16 protein-coding genes are annotated in these 18,979 nt (G+C 35.7%); 12 read left to right on the top strand and 4 right to left on the bottom strand.

The features are described 5' to 3' along the window. Nucleotides 1-110: 110 nt before the first annotated feature. Together ACJJVN_RS15130 and ACJJVN_RS15125 are read left to right on the top strand one after the other, a co-directional pair. Nucleotides 111-716 carry a WG repeat-containing protein gene (locus ACJJVN_RS15130; protein ID WP_405379223.1) on the top strand — a complete coding sequence of 202 codons (606 nt, stop codon included), beginning with the start codon at nt 111-113 and terminating at the stop codon, nt 714-716. 6 nt (nt 717-722) lie between these two features. Continuing rightward, nucleotides 723-1,487, top strand: a complete 765-nt coding sequence (locus ACJJVN_RS15125; RefSeq protein WP_405379221.1) for a class I SAM-dependent methyltransferase — start codon at nt 723-725, stop codon at nt 1,485-1,487. A gap of 64 nt (nt 1,488-1,551) precedes the next feature. Here the strand turns inward: ACJJVN_RS15125 and ACJJVN_RS15120 are convergent, their stop codons facing one another. Both ACJJVN_RS15120 and ACJJVN_RS15115 read right to left on the bottom strand, forming a co-directional pair. Continuing rightward, nucleotides 1,552-2,601 carry an FAD:protein FMN transferase gene (locus ACJJVN_RS15120; protein ID WP_405379219.1) on the bottom strand — a complete coding sequence of 350 codons (1,050 nt, stop codon included), beginning with the start codon at nt 2,599-2,601 and terminating at the stop codon, nt 1,552-1,554. Further along, the gene (locus tag ACJJVN_RS15115; protein WP_104514664.1) at nt 2,598-2,960 is read right to left on the bottom strand and encodes a Na(+)-translocating NADH-quinone reductase subunit F; all 363 of its coding nucleotides are present in this window, start codon (nt 2,958-2,960) and stop codon (nt 2,598-2,600) included. The genes ACJJVN_RS15120 and ACJJVN_RS15115 overlap by 4 nt, the downstream gene beginning before the upstream one ends. 144 nt (nt 2,961-3,104) lie before the next feature. Between ACJJVN_RS15115 and ACJJVN_RS15110 the strand changes: the two genes are divergently transcribed. The 7 genes from ACJJVN_RS15110 (at nt 3,105) to ACJJVN_RS15080 (ending at nt 10,568) form a co-directional block, all read left to right on the top strand. Next, nucleotides 3,105-4,550, top strand: a complete 1,446-nt coding sequence (locus tag ACJJVN_RS15110; RefSeq protein WP_405379217.1) for an aldehyde dehydrogenase — start codon at nt 3,105-3,107, stop codon at nt 4,548-4,550. Between the two features lie 152 nt (nt 4,551-4,702). Further along, a complete protein-coding gene (locus tag ACJJVN_RS15105; protein ID WP_405379215.1) occupies nt 4,703-5,263 on the top strand; it encodes a transposase in 561 nt (186 codons plus the stop codon). After that, the gene (locus ACJJVN_RS15100) at nt 5,250-6,458 is read left to right on the top strand and encodes an NAD(P)/FAD-dependent oxidoreductase (protein WP_405379213.1); all 1,209 of its coding nucleotides are present in this window, start codon (nt 5,250-5,252) and stop codon (nt 6,456-6,458) included. Before ACJJVN_RS15105 ends, ACJJVN_RS15100 begins: the two co-directional genes overlap by 14 nt. 475 nt (nt 6,459-6,933) lie before the next feature. After that, the gene (gene gpmI / locus ACJJVN_RS15095; RefSeq protein ID WP_405369765.1) at nt 6,934-8,448 is read left to right on the top strand and encodes a 2,3-bisphosphoglycerate-independent phosphoglycerate mutase; all 1,515 of its coding nucleotides are present in this window, start codon (nt 6,934-6,936) and stop codon (nt 8,446-8,448) included. Between the two features lie 4 nt (nt 8,449-8,452). Continuing rightward, entirely contained in the window at nt 8,453-9,061 is a 609-nt protein-coding gene (locus ACJJVN_RS15090) for a thioredoxin family protein (protein ID WP_405379211.1), read from the top strand. Nucleotides 9,062-9,141: 80 nt separating this feature from the next. Then, nucleotides 9,142-10,212 (top strand): hypothetical protein, encoded by a 1,071-nt coding sequence (locus ACJJVN_RS15085; RefSeq protein ID WP_405379209.1) that lies wholly within the window; start codon nt 9,142-9,144, stop codon nt 10,210-10,212. Further along, nucleotides 10,209-10,568 carry a cupin domain-containing protein gene (locus ACJJVN_RS15080; RefSeq protein WP_405369768.1) on the top strand — a complete coding sequence of 120 codons (360 nt, stop codon included), beginning with the start codon at nt 10,209-10,211 and terminating at the stop codon, nt 10,566-10,568. The genes ACJJVN_RS15085 and ACJJVN_RS15080 overlap by 4 nt, the downstream gene beginning before the upstream one ends. 29 nt (nt 10,569-10,597) lie before the next feature. Here the strand turns inward: ACJJVN_RS15080 and ACJJVN_RS15075 are convergent, their stop codons facing one another. Further along, complete coding sequence (locus ACJJVN_RS15075) at nt 10,598-11,905, bottom strand: hydroxymethylglutaryl-CoA reductase, degradative (protein WP_405379207.1); 1,308 nt, start codon at nt 11,903-11,905, stop codon at nt 10,598-10,600. Between the two features lie 128 nt (nt 11,906-12,033). Between ACJJVN_RS15075 and ACJJVN_RS15070 the strand changes: the two genes are divergently transcribed. The 3 genes from ACJJVN_RS15070 (at nt 12,034) to ACJJVN_RS15060 (ending at nt 16,916) form a co-directional block, all read left to right on the top strand. Beyond that, nucleotides 12,034-14,187 (top strand): S9 family peptidase, encoded by a 2,154-nt coding sequence (locus tag ACJJVN_RS15070; RefSeq protein ID WP_104514655.1) that lies wholly within the window; start codon nt 12,034-12,036, stop codon nt 14,185-14,187. 36 nt (nt 14,188-14,223) lie between these two features. After that, nucleotides 14,224-16,308, top strand: coding sequence for a peptide MFS transporter (locus tag ACJJVN_RS15065; RefSeq protein ID WP_405369771.1), 2,085 nt, complete (start codon nt 14,224-14,226; stop codon nt 16,306-16,308). Nucleotides 16,309-16,391: 83 nt separating this feature from the next. Continuing rightward, nucleotides 16,392-16,916: a thioredoxin family protein gene (locus ACJJVN_RS15060; RefSeq protein WP_405379205.1), complete on the top strand. Its 525-nt coding sequence runs from the start codon at nt 16,392-16,394 to the stop codon at nt 16,914-16,916. On the opposite strand, the gene ACJJVN_RS15055 is transcribed toward ACJJVN_RS15060, so the two are convergent. After that, nucleotides 16,913-18,979, bottom strand: a complete 2,067-nt coding sequence (locus tag ACJJVN_RS15055) for a ComEC/Rec2 family competence protein (protein ID WP_405379203.1) — start codon at nt 18,977-18,979, stop codon at nt 16,913-16,915. The genes ACJJVN_RS15060 and ACJJVN_RS15055 overlap by 4 nt on opposite strands.

Below are 18,979 nucleotides of genomic sequence, written 5' to 3'. Positions count from 1 at the left end.
AAAAATATAAAGACTTTTCAGTTTTTAAGACCTGGGAAAGGAACTCTACTTACAAAAAAATCGCTACAACACTATCAGATTCCACTTCAAGAGTGGAATAACAAGACTATATGAAACTCCGCTTCAAATTCTTTTTCAAAATATTCTCACTATTTGTAACAACAATTAGTTGCCAAAATAAAATAGAAATTGAAGTCTTTGATTATAAAAATATAGAATTAAACAAAATTGATTCTAATGACTCTTTAATTGCCATAACTAATGAAGAATATCTTCAATTTGGAGCTCCAATAGCATTTATTAATTCTGAAAGAGATACCGTTATACCTTTCGGTAAATATGCATATTTCGGTGATGAAATTTTAAAACACTCTGCTAAAGTAATTTTGCTAAGTGAAAACAAACTTATCGGAATTGATAAATTTGAGAATAGACTTTATGATGTGTTTTTATTTGATAATGGACCAGATTATTATAGTAACGATTTAGTTAGAGTAATTAGAAATCAAAAAATAGGTTTTGCCAATGAATTTGGAGAAGTTGTTATTCCATGTAAATTTGAATTTGCACATCCATTTTCAAACAACAGAGCTAAGGTGACATTTAAAGCTGAAAAAATTAAGGATTTAGATCACACAATGATTATAAGTGACGAGTGGTTTTTTATCGATAAAAAAGGAAATAAGTTAAATTCAGATTTACTTGAAAGGAATTAACAACATATGAAACGCCTCTTCAAATTCTTTCTCAACCTCATCCCTAGACCTTGGCTTATAAGTTTAAGTTACTATGTGCGTCCACTAATCGCTTGGTGGTATCGTGGTGATCGATATGAAGACCCTATCGATGGAAAAACTTTTAAGAGCTTCTTACCTTATGGTTATGAAAGTGTGCGTGAAAATGTATTATCTCCATCTACGCTTTCTTTAGAACGCCATAGATTGTTATGGCTGTACTTGAAACACAAAACCGATTTACTTACAAGACCTCAAAAGTTATTACACTTTGCTCCAGAGCAATGTTTTTATAAATTGTTCAAGGAAAGCAATACTATAGATTACACCACAACAGACCTCAACTCTCCATTAGCTGATGTTCATGCAGATATCTGCAACCTGCCATTTGCTGATAATGAGTTTGATTTTATTCTTTGTAATCACGTTTTAGAACACATTCCAGATGATCAGACAGCGATGCAAGAAATCTACCGAGTTCTTAAACCTAGCGGTACTGCGATCTTGCAAATACCATTAGAAAATGATCGAGAAGAAACCTTTGAAGACGATTCTATTACAGACCGTAAAGAACGTGCTCGCATTTTTGGACAGTACGATCACGTGCGCGTATACGGAATGGATTACTTTGAACGTCTAGATCACATAGGATTTATAGTAGACGCTGTAGATTACACTAAAGAATTAGGCGCAAAACAAGTAGATCGCTATAGACTAGCGTCTGGCGAGTTAATTCCTGTGGTAAAGAAGTAATCTCCTATTCTAAGATACCTTTTCCTCAAGAGTAGAATTAATTCTAACCTTAGAGAAATGAAAACTACTTACCAGCCTGCTTCACATAACTTTGAAAACCTGGCGTTACTTCAAAGCGTAGCAAGCCATAACCATCAGTATACATTATAACTACCTCTAGGTCTTTTAAGTTTTTCAATAATTCACGAGATTTTTCTAGTGGCATGGCCATAAAAGCTGTTGCATATCCGTCTGCTAGAGTGCAGTTGTTAGCTATTACATTCACTCCTAACACCTCACTAGGTTGTGCTTTGCCTGTAATAGGGTTAACTGTGTGCACAAATTCTTGTCCGCTTTTAGGGTCTTTTTTAAACTTGCGGTAATTACCACTACCAGCCATAGCTTTATTAGACAACTCTACGACCGTAACGTAAACGCGCTCATCATGTTTTTGTTTAGGATCATCTATTCCTATAGACCATTTACCATCACGTTGTAAATTCATACCCTTAGTCACCACCTCACCGCCTACCTCTACTAGATAATCGTTAACTCCTTTTTCATCTAGTAACCGTGCCATGTAATCCACCAGTGTACCTTTGGCAATAGCATTAAACTCTAGATACATTCCTTTCTGGTCAGATTTGATATAAAAAGAATCTTTAACCGTAGTAGGCACTATAGACATTTTATAAAAACCTACATATTGTTTAAGGCTGTCTATTTTCTTTTGTGACGGTATAACCTCTTGCTCTCCATTTGCTCCAAAACCATATGCATTTACCAGATTCCCAACCGTAGGATCAAAGTATCCATCAGTCTTGCGATACACCTCTTGTGCTTGTTCAAACACCTCTTTAAAAGGTTTCCCTACCAGCACACTATCTTCTCCAGCGTTGATTCTATTTATAAGAGAACCCTTTACCCAGGTACTCATAGAATTATTGAACATAGTAATAATACTATCTACATCTTTTTCAACATTAATCTGATCGTCTGCAAATAATTTTATAGAATACGTAGTCCCTATAGCATTACCTACAAATTGTTGTGGTTCTGGGCGTACAACATCAGCTTTTTTTTCTTTACAAGAAAAAAGCAATAATAAACACGATACTACTAAGACGTTTTTCATTTAATTTCTATTAAACCTGCAAAATTCACCACATAATCATCTTGATGATGTACAGGCATTTCATAATTACGAGAGTTAGCCAGTCCTACACCAGCATAATAAGTTCGTGCTTTATACTTTTTACCATGATCGCGCATCATATGAAGTAATTTCTCATCATAATGAACCGGATTTGCAGGATAAGTAACCGCACGTACCACAACAAAATGAAGAAATTTATCCTTTAAAGCCACAAACTGTGGATCTTTTTTAGGTTTAGAGTTAATGGATAAAAACTCATATCCCAATTCTTCCATTTCTTTCCCTACGATATTCATCGCCAGCTGGTGTAATTCCTGTTCTGATAGTGGTGTAAGCATTTTACAAAGATATAGTTCATAATGCGATTAATAGTTATTGTTATACCGCTTTCGCGAAAGCGGTATAACAAAAAACCTTTTCCATATCTTTAAACTCTAAATTTCTTTATCAAAGGATATTTAAAAAACCAATTACGACACTACATGGATATTACCAACTTCATCAATAACGAAGAGCAAATTCCTTTATCAGGATTTTGGCTGGATAATTATGAACCTGCAACTGGAAAAATATATGGAGAGATTCCTAATTCAAATGAAGACGATGTAGAAAAGGCATATCAGGCAGCAAAAGCAGCTTTTCCATTATGGTCCAATACTACAATTGATGAGCGTTCTAAAATCATGTTGCGCATTGCAACCCTAATTGAAGAAAACATAGAGCAACTAGCCGCTGCAGAAAGTCGTGATAATGGAAAACCTTTATGGCTGGCAAAAGCTGTGGACATACCGCGAGCGTCTTCTAACTTCAGGTTTTACGGTAATGCGATTACTCAATATGCGAGCAAATCCCATGAAAGTATAGGTAAGAACACCATAAATTATACGCTACGTAAACCTATAGGAGTCGTGGGTTGCATCTCTCCATGGAATTTGCCCTTGTATCTTTTTTCTTGGAAAATTGCTCCTGCAATTGCTGCTGGGAATTGTGTAGTTGCAAAACCTAGTGAGGTCACTCCTGCGACAGCTTACTTACTCGGCGAGATTGTAAAAAAAGCAGGATTACCAGCTGGTGTTTTAAATATAGTCCATGGAAATGGTGCCAGTTGTGGTCAGGCCATAGTCACACATCCACACATCAAGGCGATCAGTTTTACTGGCGGCACGACTACTGGAGCGCACATCGCAAGAACTGCTGCACCCATGTTTAAGAAGCTGTCTCTAGAATTAGGCGGTAAGAATCCTAACCTCATCTTTGCCGACTGTGATTATGATAAAATGTTAGACACTACGGTACGATCTTCCTTTGCTAACCAAGGTCAGATATGTCTTTGTGGTAGCCGTATTTTTGTACAACAAGATATTTACGAGCGATTTAAAACAGATTTTGTTAATCGTATTAAGAAATTAACCGTAGGTCATCCAGAGCAATCTAGCACCAAAGTTGGTGCTGTGGTAAGTGCTAGCCATAGAGAAAAGATTGAGGAGTATATCGCTCTAGCAAAAGCAGAACCAGAAAACTACACCTTATTAACTGGCGGCAATCGTGTGGATGTAAAGCAGTACCCTAATGGATATTATCTAGAACCTACCGTTATAGAAGTAAGCTCTAACGACTGCAAATTGAACCAAGAAGAAATCTTTGGACCAGTCGTTACCATAATGCCATTTACTGACGAAGCGCACGCACTGGAACTCGCAAATGGCACTAAATATGGACTAAGCGCTACTCTATGGACTAACGACCTATCGCGAACTATGCGCATGACGCAAGAGATAGATGCAGGAATAGTATGGGTAAACACCTGGTTAAATAGAGATTTGCGAACACCTTTTGGCGGTGTAAAAGACAGTGGTGTAGGTCGTGAAGGCGGTTTTGAAGCCTTAGATTTCTTTACAGAGCCTAAGAATGTTTGTATTGAGTATTAAACATCGAGAATTCATTTAGACCATACCAACACAAATAGTTGGTATGTCAAATCTTAACAACACCTAAAAAACCAAAACTAATCGTAACCAACATGTCAAGTATTTCTCTTGGCATGTTTGGTGGAAATGCACGATGTATGTAACTTGCTTTTATGTACGATAAAATTGAAGGTGATAGATATTACCATATTTTCAATCAAGCAAACGGCATGATTGACATTTTTAAAGAGTCTCGCAATTACCCTTTCTTTATTGATAAGATGGAATACCATCTAACACCGGTTTGTGAGATTCTTGCTTTTTGTTTACTTAAAGATCAATTCCACATCATTCTTAAATCAAAAGAAGAGCCAGAGTCAAAAATTCTTGACGCATTTAACAACCTTCATTCTGAGTATACACAGTCTTATAACAAGGCATATAACCGATCAGGAGATTTGTTTGAAGATTCTTTTAAAAGAAAATTGATTGAATCAAATGAGTTATTAAAAAACACAATTTTACACACTCATCACCTTCCTATAGCTAGCGGCACAGTTAAGCATATCATGAGCTATCCATGGTCCTCTTATAACGAAATTATGGACGACGACATCACTTTTTTAGAACGTGACTTTGTTCTAGAATTGTTTAATGATTCTGCTAACTTTGCAGCAGCACATGAGGCTTTTAAATCAAACCCTTCTTTCATTCCTACTTTTGAGCAACAATAACTACAGCACCATAATCATAGGCGGCGGCGCAGCTGGATTTTTTACAGCAATTAATCTAGCAGAGCAATCTCAAAATCATAAAATTGCAATTTTAGAACGTGGTAAAGATGTACTTCAAAAAGTGCGTATTTCTGGAGGTGGAAGATGTAATGTCACTCACGCACAGTTTGAACCTAAACCACTATCACGCAATTACCCACGTGGCGAGAAGGAATTACTAGGACCATTTCATAGCTTTATGACCGGCGATACCATCGCCTGGTTTGAAGAGCGTGGCGTGGAATTAAAAATAGAAGAAGATGGTCGCATGTTTCCTATTTCTAACTCTTCACAAACTATTATCGATTGCTTTATCTCGCTTGCGCGAAAACATAAAATCGACATACTTACCAGTCAGAATGTAGCCTCTATAGAGAAAACAGAAAACTGGAATTTAAAAACCAAAACAGACACTTTTACAAGTAATAATCTGGTAGTAGCTGCTGGAAGTAGTCCCAAGGTCTGGCAAATGATGAGTAAACTAGACCACACAATTATCAATGCCGTGCCTTCTCTTTTTACTTTTAATATAGTAGACAAACAGATAACAGAACTTGCAGGTGTTGCTATAGAAGCTAGTGTCACTATACCTAGTTTAAAATTAGAATCTCAAGGCCCTTTATTAATTACCCATTGGGGATTTTCTGGACCTGCCATTTTAAAAATGAGCGCTTGGGGTGCAAGAAAACTGCATGAAACCGATTATAAATTTGACCTAGTCATCAATTGGTTAAATTATGTATCGCATCAAGAGTGTATAGAATCACTTTTTGAAAGAAGAAAAAACTCTAAAAAACAAGTTGGTAACGAGTGGTTATTTGATCTTCCTAAACGATTATGGAAACATCTAGTAAATAGCATATCACTCACAGAAAAAAACTGGGCAGATTGTTCTAATGTAGATCTAGAAAACCTAGCGACACTATTAACCGCTAGCTCTTTTTCTATCAATGGAAAAAGCACTTTTAAAGATGAGTTTGTTACCGCAGGTGGAGTTGACCTAAAAGAAATCAATTTCAAATCTTTCTCTTCTAAGAAACAAGAAAACCTCTATCTAGCTGGTGAAATCTTAAACATAGATGCCATCACAGGTGGTTTTAATTTTCAAAATGCCTGGACCGGTGGCTGGATGATTGCTAGGGCGATAAGTAAATAGATGAAGTTGAATTTCTAATTATTGAAAATTAACTTAATTATTTTAACGAAACTTATCGTAACAGTTAACCTCTTATGATCAGGAATTATAGCTAAAAGCGTTATCAATATTATTGAAAATGATAAAATTAGCATCACTACTAAAACTGATGGAGAAAGATTTGATAATTGATTCATAATAAAATTGAAGCTATAGAGTAATTAAAAGAAAAAATGTAATAACAGTACCGCCATTTCCACTAAAAAACCATACAGTTAATACTCTTAAATTCAGATACTCACTTCTAATTCAATACTACATATTAATTCCTTAATTAAGTAGTGTCATTAAAATAAGTGAAATGACTTATAATGAGATTAGATATATAATTCTTAAAATACCGCAATCGCTTTCGTAGAAATACAAGCAAACAATCATCAAAAAACCAGCTAGTATCCTGCGATTTTCTTAACTTAGGTGTTCAAATTTTGACACATTGAATAAGAAAACGATATTGATGATTCTCGACGGTTGGGGAATCACACAAGACCCTAAAGTAAGTGCGATAGCACAAGCTAATACTCCTTTTATAGACAGTTTATATGATAAATATCCGCACGCTACATTGCGTACTGATGGTGAACATGTAGGCTTACCAGAGGGACAAATGGGAAACAGCGAGGTAGGACACATGAATCTAGGTGCTGGACGTATTGTGTATCAAGATCTAGCCAAAATCAATAAAGCGATAAAAGACGACACTCTTAAAGATGAAAAGGTGTTGGTGGATGCTCTCGCTTTCGCGAAAGCGAATTCTAAAAAAGTACATTTCTTAGGTTTATTATCTGACGGTGGTGTTCATGCACATATAGATCATTTAAAGGCATTACTTGATGTAGCCCAAGACATGGACGTAGAAGATGTTTTTATACATGCATTTACTGACGGTCGCGATGTAGATCCTAAAGCAGGTGCTGGTTATGTAAAAGACATTACTAATTATGTAAGCGGTACAAACGCACAACTAGCAACCATCACAGGACGTTATTTTGCTATGGATAGAGACCAGAGATGGGAACGTGTTAAAAAAACCTATGACGTGATTGTTCATGGAATGGGAACACCTACTCACGATCCTGTTGCTGCTATAGAAGAAAATTATAAAAATGATATTACTGACGAGTTTATAGAACCTATAGTAGTTCTTAATGGTACAGAACCTGCTGGACTGGTAGAAGATGGCGATGTGGTTATTTTCTTTAATTACAGAACAGATCGCGGTCGCGAATTAACACAAATGCTCTCTCAAAAAGATTTCCATGAGCAAAACACGCATGCGCTAGATCTTTACTATGTGACTATGACAAAGTATGATGACAGTTACAAGAATGTAAAAATCATCTTTGAGAAGGATAATCTTAAAAACACTTTAGGCCAGGTATTATCTGAGGATGGTAAAACCCAAATACGTATTGCCGAAACTGAAAAATATCCACATGTTACATTTTTCTTTAACGGTGGTCAGGAAGAACCTTTTCATGGAGAAAGCAGATTGATGTGTAATTCTCCTAAAGTAGCTACATACGACCTGCAACCAGAAATGTCTATAGACTGTGTTTCTAGCAGTATTATTCCAGAAATCAACAATCAAGCAGCAGATTTTATATGCCTTAATTTTGCTAATCCGGATATGGTAGGACACACTGGTTCTATGGAGGCAGCGGTAAAAGCATGTGAAGCTGTGGACGATGCAGCAAATAAAGTCATTACTGCGGCTATTGAAAATAATTACACTGTAATAGTTATTGCAGACCATGGTAACTGTGAGGTAATGCTTAATCCTGACGGATCTGTAAATACGGCTCACACGACAAATCCTGTCCCGATTATTATAGTAGATAAAGATATTAAAGAGGTGAAAGATGGAATACTAGGTGACATCGCACCTACCATCTTAAAGTTAATAGGAACACAACAACCGGTAGAAATGACTCAGAATTCCTTAATTTAGTAATATGAAAAAGATACTTATACTACTTGCTGCGGTAACACTTACTGCCTGTGGAACTCAAAAAACGGCTACTACAGCTTCTACTACTAAAACATCTATGGAAAATAAGGTAGACGAAGTGACTAAGGAACTGCCTACTATGGATGCTACAACTTCTTATCTCAAGGATGCGTCTGGAAATTTATCTGGAGAGGTTCAAAAAGATGCGTTTATGCAAGCTCCTTTTGACAAGTGGTTCAACAGTCGTCTAGCAGCATATCAACCAGATCAAGAAAGCATAGATGGTCTTAAGGTTGCTCTAGTAGACATAGAGATAAGAGCTTATATGGGAACCTGGTGTGGAGACTCTAAAAGAGAAGTACCTCAGTTCTATCATATACTAGAAGCTGCTTATTATGATCTTGATAAGGTAACCATGATTGCCGTAGACAGATCAAAATCAAAACCTACAGACCTGGTCTCTGGATATGATGTGAATCGTGTCCCTACTTTTATTTTCTATAGAGACGGAAAAGAAATAGGCCGTTATGTAGAAAGACCTAGAGAGTCGCTAGAAAAAGACATGTTAAAAATAGTTACAGGACAGGAATACAAACATTCTTACGATAACTAATAAAAACATAACAGTAATATCATAAAACGAGGAATTCATATTCCTCGTTTTTTTTATATCTTGAATTTAAATTAAAACTGTTGAATCTTCATTTTTCAAATCGTTATGTCCTTAACGCCACACTAATAATTTGCTGGCTAGCAACAGCATTCTTGGGCTTTAATGGTTTTTTTAAATCTCATCAGTTCTTAACGGTTTCTTTATTAGGCATCAAAATAGCTGATGTTTTTACATCCCTAATTGCCGCGTCTGTGTTTTTACTTCCGGTGGTTAGTCTATTTATCAATGTTAGAATTGCAAAATGGCTGCTTCTTATAGCCGTGGTGTTATATGTAGCACTTATTTTGTTAGACCTTCATAGACTAACACCATACATGATTGTTTATTTAGGAATATTCACATCGCTCATTTTACTCAAATACGACTCCAGTATTCTATATACTGCATTGCTAATTATAGCTTCAGGAATTTATATTTTTAGTGGTTTGCATAAGTTAAACCCAGGTTTTGTTACCCATATAGCACCTAGATTATGGTTTCATTCTTTACCTATAACTTATACAGAGACCATAGGATATACGTTTGCCATGGTAGAAATACTAAGTGGTTTATTATTGTTGATTCCGTTTACGCGCAAATTTGCCTGCATCGTAATTATAATTATGCATACCATCGTTATTTGGAAATTAGGCCCGTGGAAGCTGGACTGGAATATTATCGTACTTCCATGGAATTTCATGATGGTGATGGTACTGATATATTTGTTTAGAAAAAGCGCTTTTTCGACCTTCAGAATAGGATCTGCAAAATCAATTGTATCACTACTAGGTATATTCTTCTGGTTGTTACCGGGACTTTCACAAATTATATGGATTCCAGAAAATCTAAGTATGAAGTTGTATTCTGGCACATCAAAAAGTGGTTACCTCGTTATCAATAAAAAAGTAGATCAATTTGCAAATTATGATCGCACACCTGATCATGAAAAAATGTTAATCAGTTTACAGCGTTATTCTATGGGAGAACGAGGTATCGCGCTACATCCAGAGCTAGTTATTTATGATCAAATACTAGAGAATATAAAAACTAAAATTCCATATACAGACGACATTTATTACATTCACCCAGATACAATAAAAGAAAAATTATGAGCGCCATTAATCTAAAAGAAAAACTGAGTTTATTTAATGATCAGTGGACTCCTAAAATAATAGGTGAGTTAAATGGACAGCACGTAAAGCTAGCAAAACTGCAAGGTGAGTTTGTCTGGCACGATCACATCAATGAAGACGAGTTATTCTATGTTATCAAAGGTCAGTTGATTATAGAACTAAGAGATAAAATTATAACCCTTAATGAAGGCGACCTGTATATTGTACCTCGCGGAGTAGAGCATAAACCCATTGCACATGAAGAAGTACACATCATGTTATTTGAACCAGCAGTTATAAAACATACTGGCGACGTACAACATGAAATAACTAAAGAAAAACTGGACTGGATTTAATACTATCAGGCTATAGATAGAAAACTTATCTAACTTCTTAATACTAACAGACTTTCTCTTAACGCAGAAAAACTAGGGGTTTTATCAGCATATTCTTTGCGCAATAAATCCTTTTCTACATCTGTTGCTCCTATTTGTTCTAGCATATTAACCAGATGCATTTTCATGTGACCTGCCTGTATACCGGTAGTAACAAGAGAATGAAGAGCCGCAAAATTTTGCGCCAATCCTGCCACAGCAGTCACCTTCATTAAATGCTCTGCACTTGGGTTTTCTAATATCTGTAAAGCAAGTTTAGAGAGTGGATGTAAAGATGTAAGCCCACCTACAGTTCCTAGCGCTAGAGGGAAATCTGCCTCAAAAATAAAGGTATCGTTCTCAACTCTAGCTTTAGTAAGACTGCGGTACTGACCGTCTCTCGCTGCATAAGCATGCACACCAGCCTCTACCGCTCTAAAATCATTTCCTGTAGCAATAACCACAGCATCTATACCGTTCATAATCCCTTTATTATGGGTTACTGCACGATAAGGTTCTACCGTTGCGATATCTACCGCTTGCACAAATTTTCTAGCAAATTCTTTTCCAGTTACCCCATTGATAGTTCCTATCTCATCTATTTTACAAGACACAGAAACATTCACCACACATTCTGGCACATAATTACTCAAGATGCTCATGATCACCTCTGGTACATCGCTAGAGAATCCATCAAATTGAGATGCTTTTAATCTAAAAGTAGTTGCTAGTTGCTCTAGCGTGGTGTTTATAAAATTGGCTCCCATTGCATCTTTGGTTTCAAAGGTTGCGTGCAATTGGTAATAGCCTTTTAGGTTTTTGGTTTTATCGATTAAATCTAGAGAGACTATACCGCCACCACGTTTTTTCATCGAGGCGTTTATTTGTTCTAGAGATTGTAGTAATTCCGCTTTCGCGAAAGCGTAAAACGCATCCATCTCACTGCTCAAACCATGATACATCAAATGTACCTGCCCTACCTTTTTAGTTCCTTTTATCACGGTTTTAAAACCACCACGATCCATCCAAAACTTAGCTGCTTTACTAGCCGCAGCCACCACACTACTCTCCTCTATCGCCATAGGAATAGTGACCAGCTGGCCATCAATCTTAAAGTTAGGAGCCAGCCCAAATGGGAAGTAATAATTAGTAACCGTATTCTCACTAAAACCGTCATGTAGATCTTGTAATTTCTGATCTTCATTCCAGTATTGGGTTAGCGTTTCTCTAGCCGTAGCGTTATCATTTAAATGATTAGAAACGAGCCAATCAATTTTTTGTGATTTTGAGAGTTTTGAGAATCCGGTAACAGGTTGCATAAAATATAATTGAATGGCAAAGATACAATCGTTATGCATAATTCCCTTATATAGGATAATTGCCCAAACCGTAGCTTTATTGGTGTATTTTTTGTAAAATTGAGGTCACACGTAATTAAAACTAAGGAATGATCAAAAACTGCATGCTTTTATTGGCTTTTATATTTGTAAGTCAAAGCATTACCGCACAGAAAAACATTAGTGTAGAAGATATTTACAGAGGTGAATTTCGCACACAAGGGCTACAGTCTCTAGCATCTTTAAACAATGGAACAGAATATTTAGTTCTCAACTATAATAGAGATCGTACTCAAACTATAGATAAGTACAGTTATACAACTGGTGAAAAAACTGGAACTCTAGTAAGTAGCTCTGATATTCAATTACCTATACGTGACTATATTTTAAGTAGTGATGAGAAGCAAATGATGATTATTTCTGAGAGCTCTCAAATTTTCAGACGTAGTTCTAATGATAAAGTTCATATTCTTAATTTAGAAACTAAAGAGTTGACCTCTTTAAGTGATGATCTAGTTAGAAGTCCTTCTTTTTCTCCTGACGGTAAAAAGGTAGCATATGTTTTTGAAAACAACATTTACTATAAAAATCTAGAAAGCGGCGCTGTTATACAAGCTACTACAGATGGTGTAACAAATAAACTTATTAATGGTGTTACTGACTGGGTTTATGAAGAAGAGTTTGCTATAGTAAAAGCTTATGAGTGGAGTCCTAATAGCGAGCAAATTGCCTTTATATCTTTTGACGAAAGTGCTGTTCCAGAATTCTCTATGGATGTTTATGGTAACGAATTATACCAAAAACCATATGTTTTTAAATACCCTAAGGCTGGAGAAAAAAATGCTGTAGTGGCTTTGCACCAGTTTACATTATCTACTGGAGCAAGAAAAGAAGTTGCACTAGGTCGTAATGAAGAATTTTACATTGCTAGAATAAACTACTCCCCTAACGGTAAACTAGCTGCGCAGGTTTTAAATAGACATCAAAATGTGCTAGACTTTTACTATGTAGATGCAAGTGGTAAAGCGAGTATCGCTTTTACTGAAAAGGACACTGCATACGTAGATGTAACTGACGACCTTACTTTCTTAAAAGATGGAAGTTTCTTATGGACTAGTGAAAAGGATAACTGGAGACACATTTATCTTTATGATGCAAATGGTACGGAGAAAAAACAACTAACTAAAGGTAACTGGGATGTTACCTCTTACTACGGTTATGATGCAAAATCAAAGCGCATCTATTTTCAAAGTACTGAAGATGGTTCTATAAATAGAGGAATTTACTCTATCTCTTTAAAAGGTAAGAAAAAGAAAAAACTATCTGCTCAAATAGGAACTAACAGTGCTTCTTTTAGTAAAAACTTCACTTACTTTATTAATACTTTTTCTAGCGCTACTACTCCACCGGTGTATACTTTAAACAATGCAAAGGATGGTAAAAAGGTGCGTGAAATTAAAAACAATAATGATCTTACTACAAAGCTTAGTAATTACCAGGTAGCACAAAAGGAGTTCTCTACCATTAATATTAATGGAAATGACTTAAATATGTGGACTATGAAGCCTAAAGACTTTGACCCTAACAAGACGTATCCATTATTCATGACTCAATACAGTGGTCCAGGTTCTCAATCTGTAGCAAATAGCTGGTATGGAGCAAATGACTTCTGGTACAGTATGCTTGCAAACGAGGGTTACATCGTTGTTTGTGTAGACCCACGTGGTACAGGTTTTAAAGGAGCAGACTTTAAAAAAGTTACTCAAAAAGAATTAGGTAAATATGAAGTAGAAGATCAAATCGCTGCTGCAAAACAACTAGGTTCTATGGATTATGTAGATGCCAGCCGCGTAGGAATATGGGGATGGTCTTATGGTGGTTTTATGAGTTCTAACTGTTTATTAAAAGGTAATGACACCTTCAGTATGGCGATTGCAGTTGCACCAGTAACTAACTGGAGGTTCTACGATTCTATCTATACAGAACGCTACATGACTACACCACAAGAAAACGCAAGTGGTTATGATGATAACAGTCCTATAAACCATGTAGATAAGTTAAAAGGGAAATATCTTTTAGTACACGGTACTGCAGACGATAACGTACATGTTCAAAACACTATGAGAATGGTAGAAGCACTTGTGCAGGCTGACAAGCAATTTGACTGGGCTATTTATCCAGATAAAAATCATGGTATTTACGGTGGTAACACTAGAATACACTTATACAACAAGATGACTAATTTTATCAAAGAGAATTTATAATAACAATCAACTCAACTATAAACATAAACTATACATATGGAATTTAAATTCAACGGTTCTGCCGCAAATCAAAAGACCATTCTAGATCACCCAGCTGGTCTATTTGTTCTGTTTTTCACAGAAATGTGGGAACGTTTCTCCTATTACGGGATGAGAGCTTTATTAGTTCTTTTTCTTACCGCATCCTTATTAAATGAAGGTTGGGGATGGGAAAGAGCAGATGCCTTAACACTGTATGGTTTTTATACAGGACTAGTTTATTTAACACCAATTATAGGTGGGTTTTTAGCTGACAAGTTTTTCGGTTTTAGAAAAGCCGTAGTTATAGGTGCTTTAATCATGACTTTAGGACATGCAGCAATGGCTATAGAAACGGTAAGTTTTACCTATTTAGGTCTTGCTCTATTGATTTTAGGTAACGGTTTATTTAAGCCGAATATCTCTTCTATAGTAGGTAATCTATACAAATCTCAAGGAAAAGAAAAAGATGCTGGTTATACTATATTTTACATGGGTATTAACGCAGGTGCATTCTTAGGTATTCTTTTATGTGGTTACTTAGGAGAGAAATTTGGATGGAATTACGGTTTTGGTCTTGCAGGAATATTTATGTTCTTAGGGATGTTACAATTCTTTTTTGTCCAAAAGATATTTGGTAGAATAGGATTATCACCACAAGGAACTCAAGATTTTGATGACGCTGTAGAAGACTCATTAGAAGAAACTGAAGATGCGATAGAAGACGTAGTAGAAGAAGCTAAGAAAAACAAAATATCACGTGATAGAATTATAGTAATAGGTGTACTTGCCTTTTTTACAATTTTCTTCTGGATGGCATTTGAACAAGCTGGTGGATCCATGACCATTTTTGCAGGTGATTATACAGACCGTGTATTAACCGGTGGTGCTGCAAGTGCGTTTACTATCATAAACACAATTCTAGTAATTGTGCCTTTGATTATCGTTACATGGGTACTGGCTATGTTGTGTAAACAAATTATGAAAGACTATCCTCTTTCTAGCATCATGCTTATCGCTAGTTTTATAACCATATGGGCGATTGCTATTTTTGTTATAAAGAACGATTTTGACACTAAATCTTACCAAGTTTCTTATGTAGATGATAACGGAAATTCTAGAGTTACTAAAATTCTTACCACTCAAGATTTTGAAATAGGTTCTCAAACAGGAATTAGTGTAGGTAGCGGACTAGATCTTTACTTTGCTGACGACAAGAAAAACGAATCAAATATTCAAAACGGCAACTACATAGTAAATGCTAAGAATGATTCTATAGGTATGATAAGAAAAGGTGTTATAACTAAATTTGAAGCACGTTCTAAAAAAGGATTATTCTGGAAAGATGCTGAGTATGCTATAGTAGAATACACAGATGCAAAAGGAGTAAAACAATCTACAGATATTTTCTTAGGTGATACTTACTTAAAAGAAGGAGAGTACAATGAACTTAGTGACGAAGAAAAGAAAGAGAACAAACTTATGAAAGTAGGTAATCCTTACAACCTTCTTCTAGCTCAAGGAGTTGGTTTTTCTGACGAAAGCGCTACTAAAGGAACATTAACTAAAATTAATGAGAACGAAGTAGAAATAGGAGCATCATGGTTTGGTATCCTAAACTCTTTCTTCATTATTGCATTTGCACCAGTTTTCTCTAGAATATGGGAATCTAAAATGAATCCTTCTGGACCAGTAAAATTTGCCATCGGTTTGATACTTCTAGGAATAGGTTTTGGAGCTCTTGCTTATGGTTCTATGGACATACCACAAGGTGCAAAAACAGCATCAGTAAGTATTTTATGGCTTATTCTAGCTTACTTATTCCATACACTAGGAGAACTATGCGTCTCTCCAGTAGGACTATCTTATGTAAGTAAACTAGCACCAGTTAAATTAATGAGTTTAATGTTCGGTATATGGTTTGTTGCAAACTTTATTGCTAACACTCTTGCAGGGCTTTCAGGTAGTTTCATTGACTCTATTTCTGAGCAATATGGACTATCAACTTTCTTCATGATTTTTACATTATTACCTATAGGTGCTGGAATAGTCATGTTATTGATCAAACCTATTTTGATCAAAAAAATGCACGGAATCAGATAATAAATTTGTTCCAACATATTTTTAACACAAAACGCACCATAACGGTGCGTTTTTTGCGTTGATAGATTTTGTAACTTTACCTTATGAAATTATTCCCTATCGTATTTCTATTGTTTTCGGCACTTGGTTTTTCTCAAGTAAACTGGATGACCATGAACGAGGCATTAGAAGCTCAGCAAAAAGAACCTCGCAAGATTTTAATGAAGTCCTATACAGACTGGTGTCCTAATTGTAAATGGATGGATAAGTACGCTTTCGCGAAAGCGGACATAGCCACCTACATCAATAAGAATTATTACCCTGTGAAATTTAATGCTGAAGGAACAGAAGTAATCAATTACAAAGGAGCTACTTATGCAAATCCCTTTAAGAAACGCAATGATAGAGCACAACATCAATTTGCAGAGTTTATAAGAATATTTGAATATCCTACCTTAGTTTTCTTTGACGAGAAAGGGACGATTATTAACCCAGTACCAGGTAAATTAGATTCAAAAAAGCTAGAGATTTACATCACTATGCTGTCTGACGAGACATACAGATCTATCAATACAGGTAAAAAATGGAGTGATTACCAGCGTGACTTTAAGTATAAACTACAAGATTAATTAATCTCTATCGCTCCTACTTCATAAGTATTGAGCAATTCTACCTTGTTCTTATCACAGGTGACTTTCCAAGCATCTACTACATTACGGTAGTTAGAGCCGTCTGCTATAATAAGTTTTGGGCTTAAATCTAGAATAAGTCTTTCTAGATTAATTTTAGGAGAGTGCGAGAACAGTATAGTCGCATTCTTAATGTTGGTATTATACAAGCTGTTTTCATCTACAACTATGAGCTGAGCACCTTTATAGCTCATCAAATTTTTAAGAGAATCTAGCACTAATGTTTTACCACGATTATTCTCGATCGCTTTTAATCTCTCTAGACTATTCACAGCCCGTATAGAGTCCATTACATGTAAATCTGTATAGAGCACAGCATTATTCTTATTACTAATACTTACAGCGCTTCCTGTAGCTTGATGTAAGACTAAAAAATGATCCTTACTAGAGGAGTAAGATTCAAAGCCTTTTAAACTAAACAACAGAATTAAGGAAGTTATACTTATATGTAACATCCAGTTCGGTTTTTTGAGATAAAAACGCTCTCTTTTACTCCTTTTAAAATAAGGCAGTAGAAATAGAATCGCACTAAATAATGCTACATAAGACAAAACCGTTTCCCATAAAGAAACATGCACCTCTTTAATGATGAATGCATCCCAAGAACTTATTCTAGCTACGGTTTCTATTATAAATTCTAAAACTGTATTTAAAGAGGCAGTAAGCCATCCAGTAGGGAAATCTATTAATAATAAAAGTATAAGTAACAAGGACGCACCGATGATAAATGGTAGTAATGGCAGCAACATCATATTACCTAGAATAAACAGACCTGGAAACTGATGGAAATAAAACAAACTTATTCCTGCAACACCGATTTGAGCAGCTAGAGTAACTGTAAAGACATTCCATAAGAAATCCTTGACCTTATTGCGCCATGTCCATAACCCTGCAATGACTGGCTGAATTAACACTATAGAAAAGACCGCCATATAGCTTAACTGAAAACCTACCTGAAACAACAATCTAGGATCATACAACAAAAGCACAAATGCAGATAATGTAAGACTGTGATAAACTGATCCTTTACGTTTAAGATTCATACCGACAGCTACAAAAGAAAACATAGTTACAGCTCGCATAATAGATGGAGACATACCTGTAAGTAATGCAAATGCCCATAATAGTAAAATAAGAACAGCACTCTGTATCCAGCGGCCATACTTTAATCTTAAAAGTCGTCTAGTCAGAAATCTTAAAATCAATAATATGATACCCACGTGTAGGCCACTCAATGCTAGTATATGGATAACGCCTGCATCTCTAAAACTTTTAGTCACCTCTGGGTCTACGTTTTGTCGCTGTCCTAAAACTAATGCCTCTATCATAGCTTTAGGTCTATCTCTCAGACCAGACTCAGCTAATTCGGTTAAAATAGTTTTACGTAATTGTAATAAGAAACTTAAATCTCCTTCTCCACTAGTATAACTTAAAATTCGAGGTTTATCCACGTACACCTGACCATAGACGTCTATAGATTTTAAATAATTCCTGTAATCAAAGTCGCCAGGATTACGGGCAAATGCAGGTAAATTCACATCGTCATAAACGGTGAGTCGATCACCTACTTTGTACCCTAGACTATCTGATCTTTTAAATAATACAAGAGTATTACCTGAAACTGCTTCTTGATCTAGTGCAATGACCTGAGCATAGAATCGGTCGTTAAATTTATTGGGGGTTAGTCGTTGAGACAGCTTTAATTGCAAGACATGATCCTGACCTTGTGTTTGCTTTTGTATAAAATGATTTGTACTTATTTCATTTTGAAAATATAAATGTGCTCCACCTATAAAAAAGAAAAAACTATAAACGGAAAGAGCAAAAACAACCTTGAAACCAAAAGAAAACTTACCTATCACCAATACTGTAATGGCGCAAAATACAGCAGCACAAATAGCATAAATAAAAAGCGTAGGATCTATCTCTATGAATCTAGCAAATAAGATTCCAACAATGAGAAACAATAAAATTCTGTAAAAAGGATAGTCTAGCCAGCGCAT

It is taken from the genome of Nonlabens sp. Asnod3-A02, assembly GCF_045063755.1.
In the GTDB taxonomy this organism is placed as follows: domain Bacteria; phylum Bacteroidota; class Bacteroidia; order Flavobacteriales; family Flavobacteriaceae; genus Nonlabens; species Nonlabens xylanidelens.
Note: the sequence above shows the minus strand (reverse complement) of the source record. Positions and strands in the feature narration are given on the sequence as shown.

Bases quoted from the DNA above. Each gene is read 5' to 3' on its own strand.
- ACJJVN_RS15130 (WP_405379223.1), top strand. From the start codon at position 111: ATGAAACTCCGCTTCAAATTCTTTTTCAAAATATTCTCACTATTTGTA.
- ACJJVN_RS15125 (WP_405379221.1), top strand. From the start codon at position 723: ATGAAACGCCTCTTCAAATTCTTTCTCAACCTCATCCCTAGACCTTGG.
- ACJJVN_RS15120 (WP_405379219.1), bottom strand. From the start codon at position 2,601: ATGAAAAACGTCTTAGTAGTATCGTGTTTATTATTGCTTTTTTCTTGT.
- ACJJVN_RS15115 (WP_104514664.1), bottom strand. From the start codon at position 2,960: ATGCTTACACCACTATCAGAACAGGAATTACACCAGCTGGCGATGAAT.
- ACJJVN_RS15110 (WP_405379217.1), top strand. From the start codon at position 3,105: ATGGATATTACCAACTTCATCAATAACGAAGAGCAAATTCCTTTATCA.
- ACJJVN_RS15105 (WP_405379215.1), top strand. From the start codon at position 4,703: ATGTACGATAAAATTGAAGGTGATAGATATTACCATATTTTCAATCAA.
- ACJJVN_RS15090 (WP_405379211.1), top strand. From the start codon at position 8,453: ATGAAAAAGATACTTATACTACTTGCTGCGGTAACACTTACTGCCTGT.
- ACJJVN_RS15080 (WP_405369768.1), top strand. From the start codon at position 10,209: ATGAGCGCCATTAATCTAAAAGAAAAACTGAGTTTATTTAATGATCAG.
- ACJJVN_RS15075 (WP_405379207.1), bottom strand. From the start codon at position 11,905: ATGCAACCTGTTACCGGATTCTCAAAACTCTCAAAATCACAAAAAATT.
- ACJJVN_RS15070 (WP_104514655.1), top strand. From the start codon at position 12,034: ATGATCAAAAACTGCATGCTTTTATTGGCTTTTATATTTGTAAGTCAA.
- ACJJVN_RS15065 (WP_405369771.1), top strand. From the start codon at position 14,224: ATGGAATTTAAATTCAACGGTTCTGCCGCAAATCAAAAGACCATTCTA.
- ACJJVN_RS15060 (WP_405379205.1), top strand. From the start codon at position 16,392: ATGAAATTATTCCCTATCGTATTTCTATTGTTTTCGGCACTTGGTTTT.
- ACJJVN_RS15055 (WP_405379203.1), bottom strand. From the start codon at position 18,979: ATGCGCTGGCTAGACTATCCTTTTTACAGAATTTTATTGTTTCTCATT.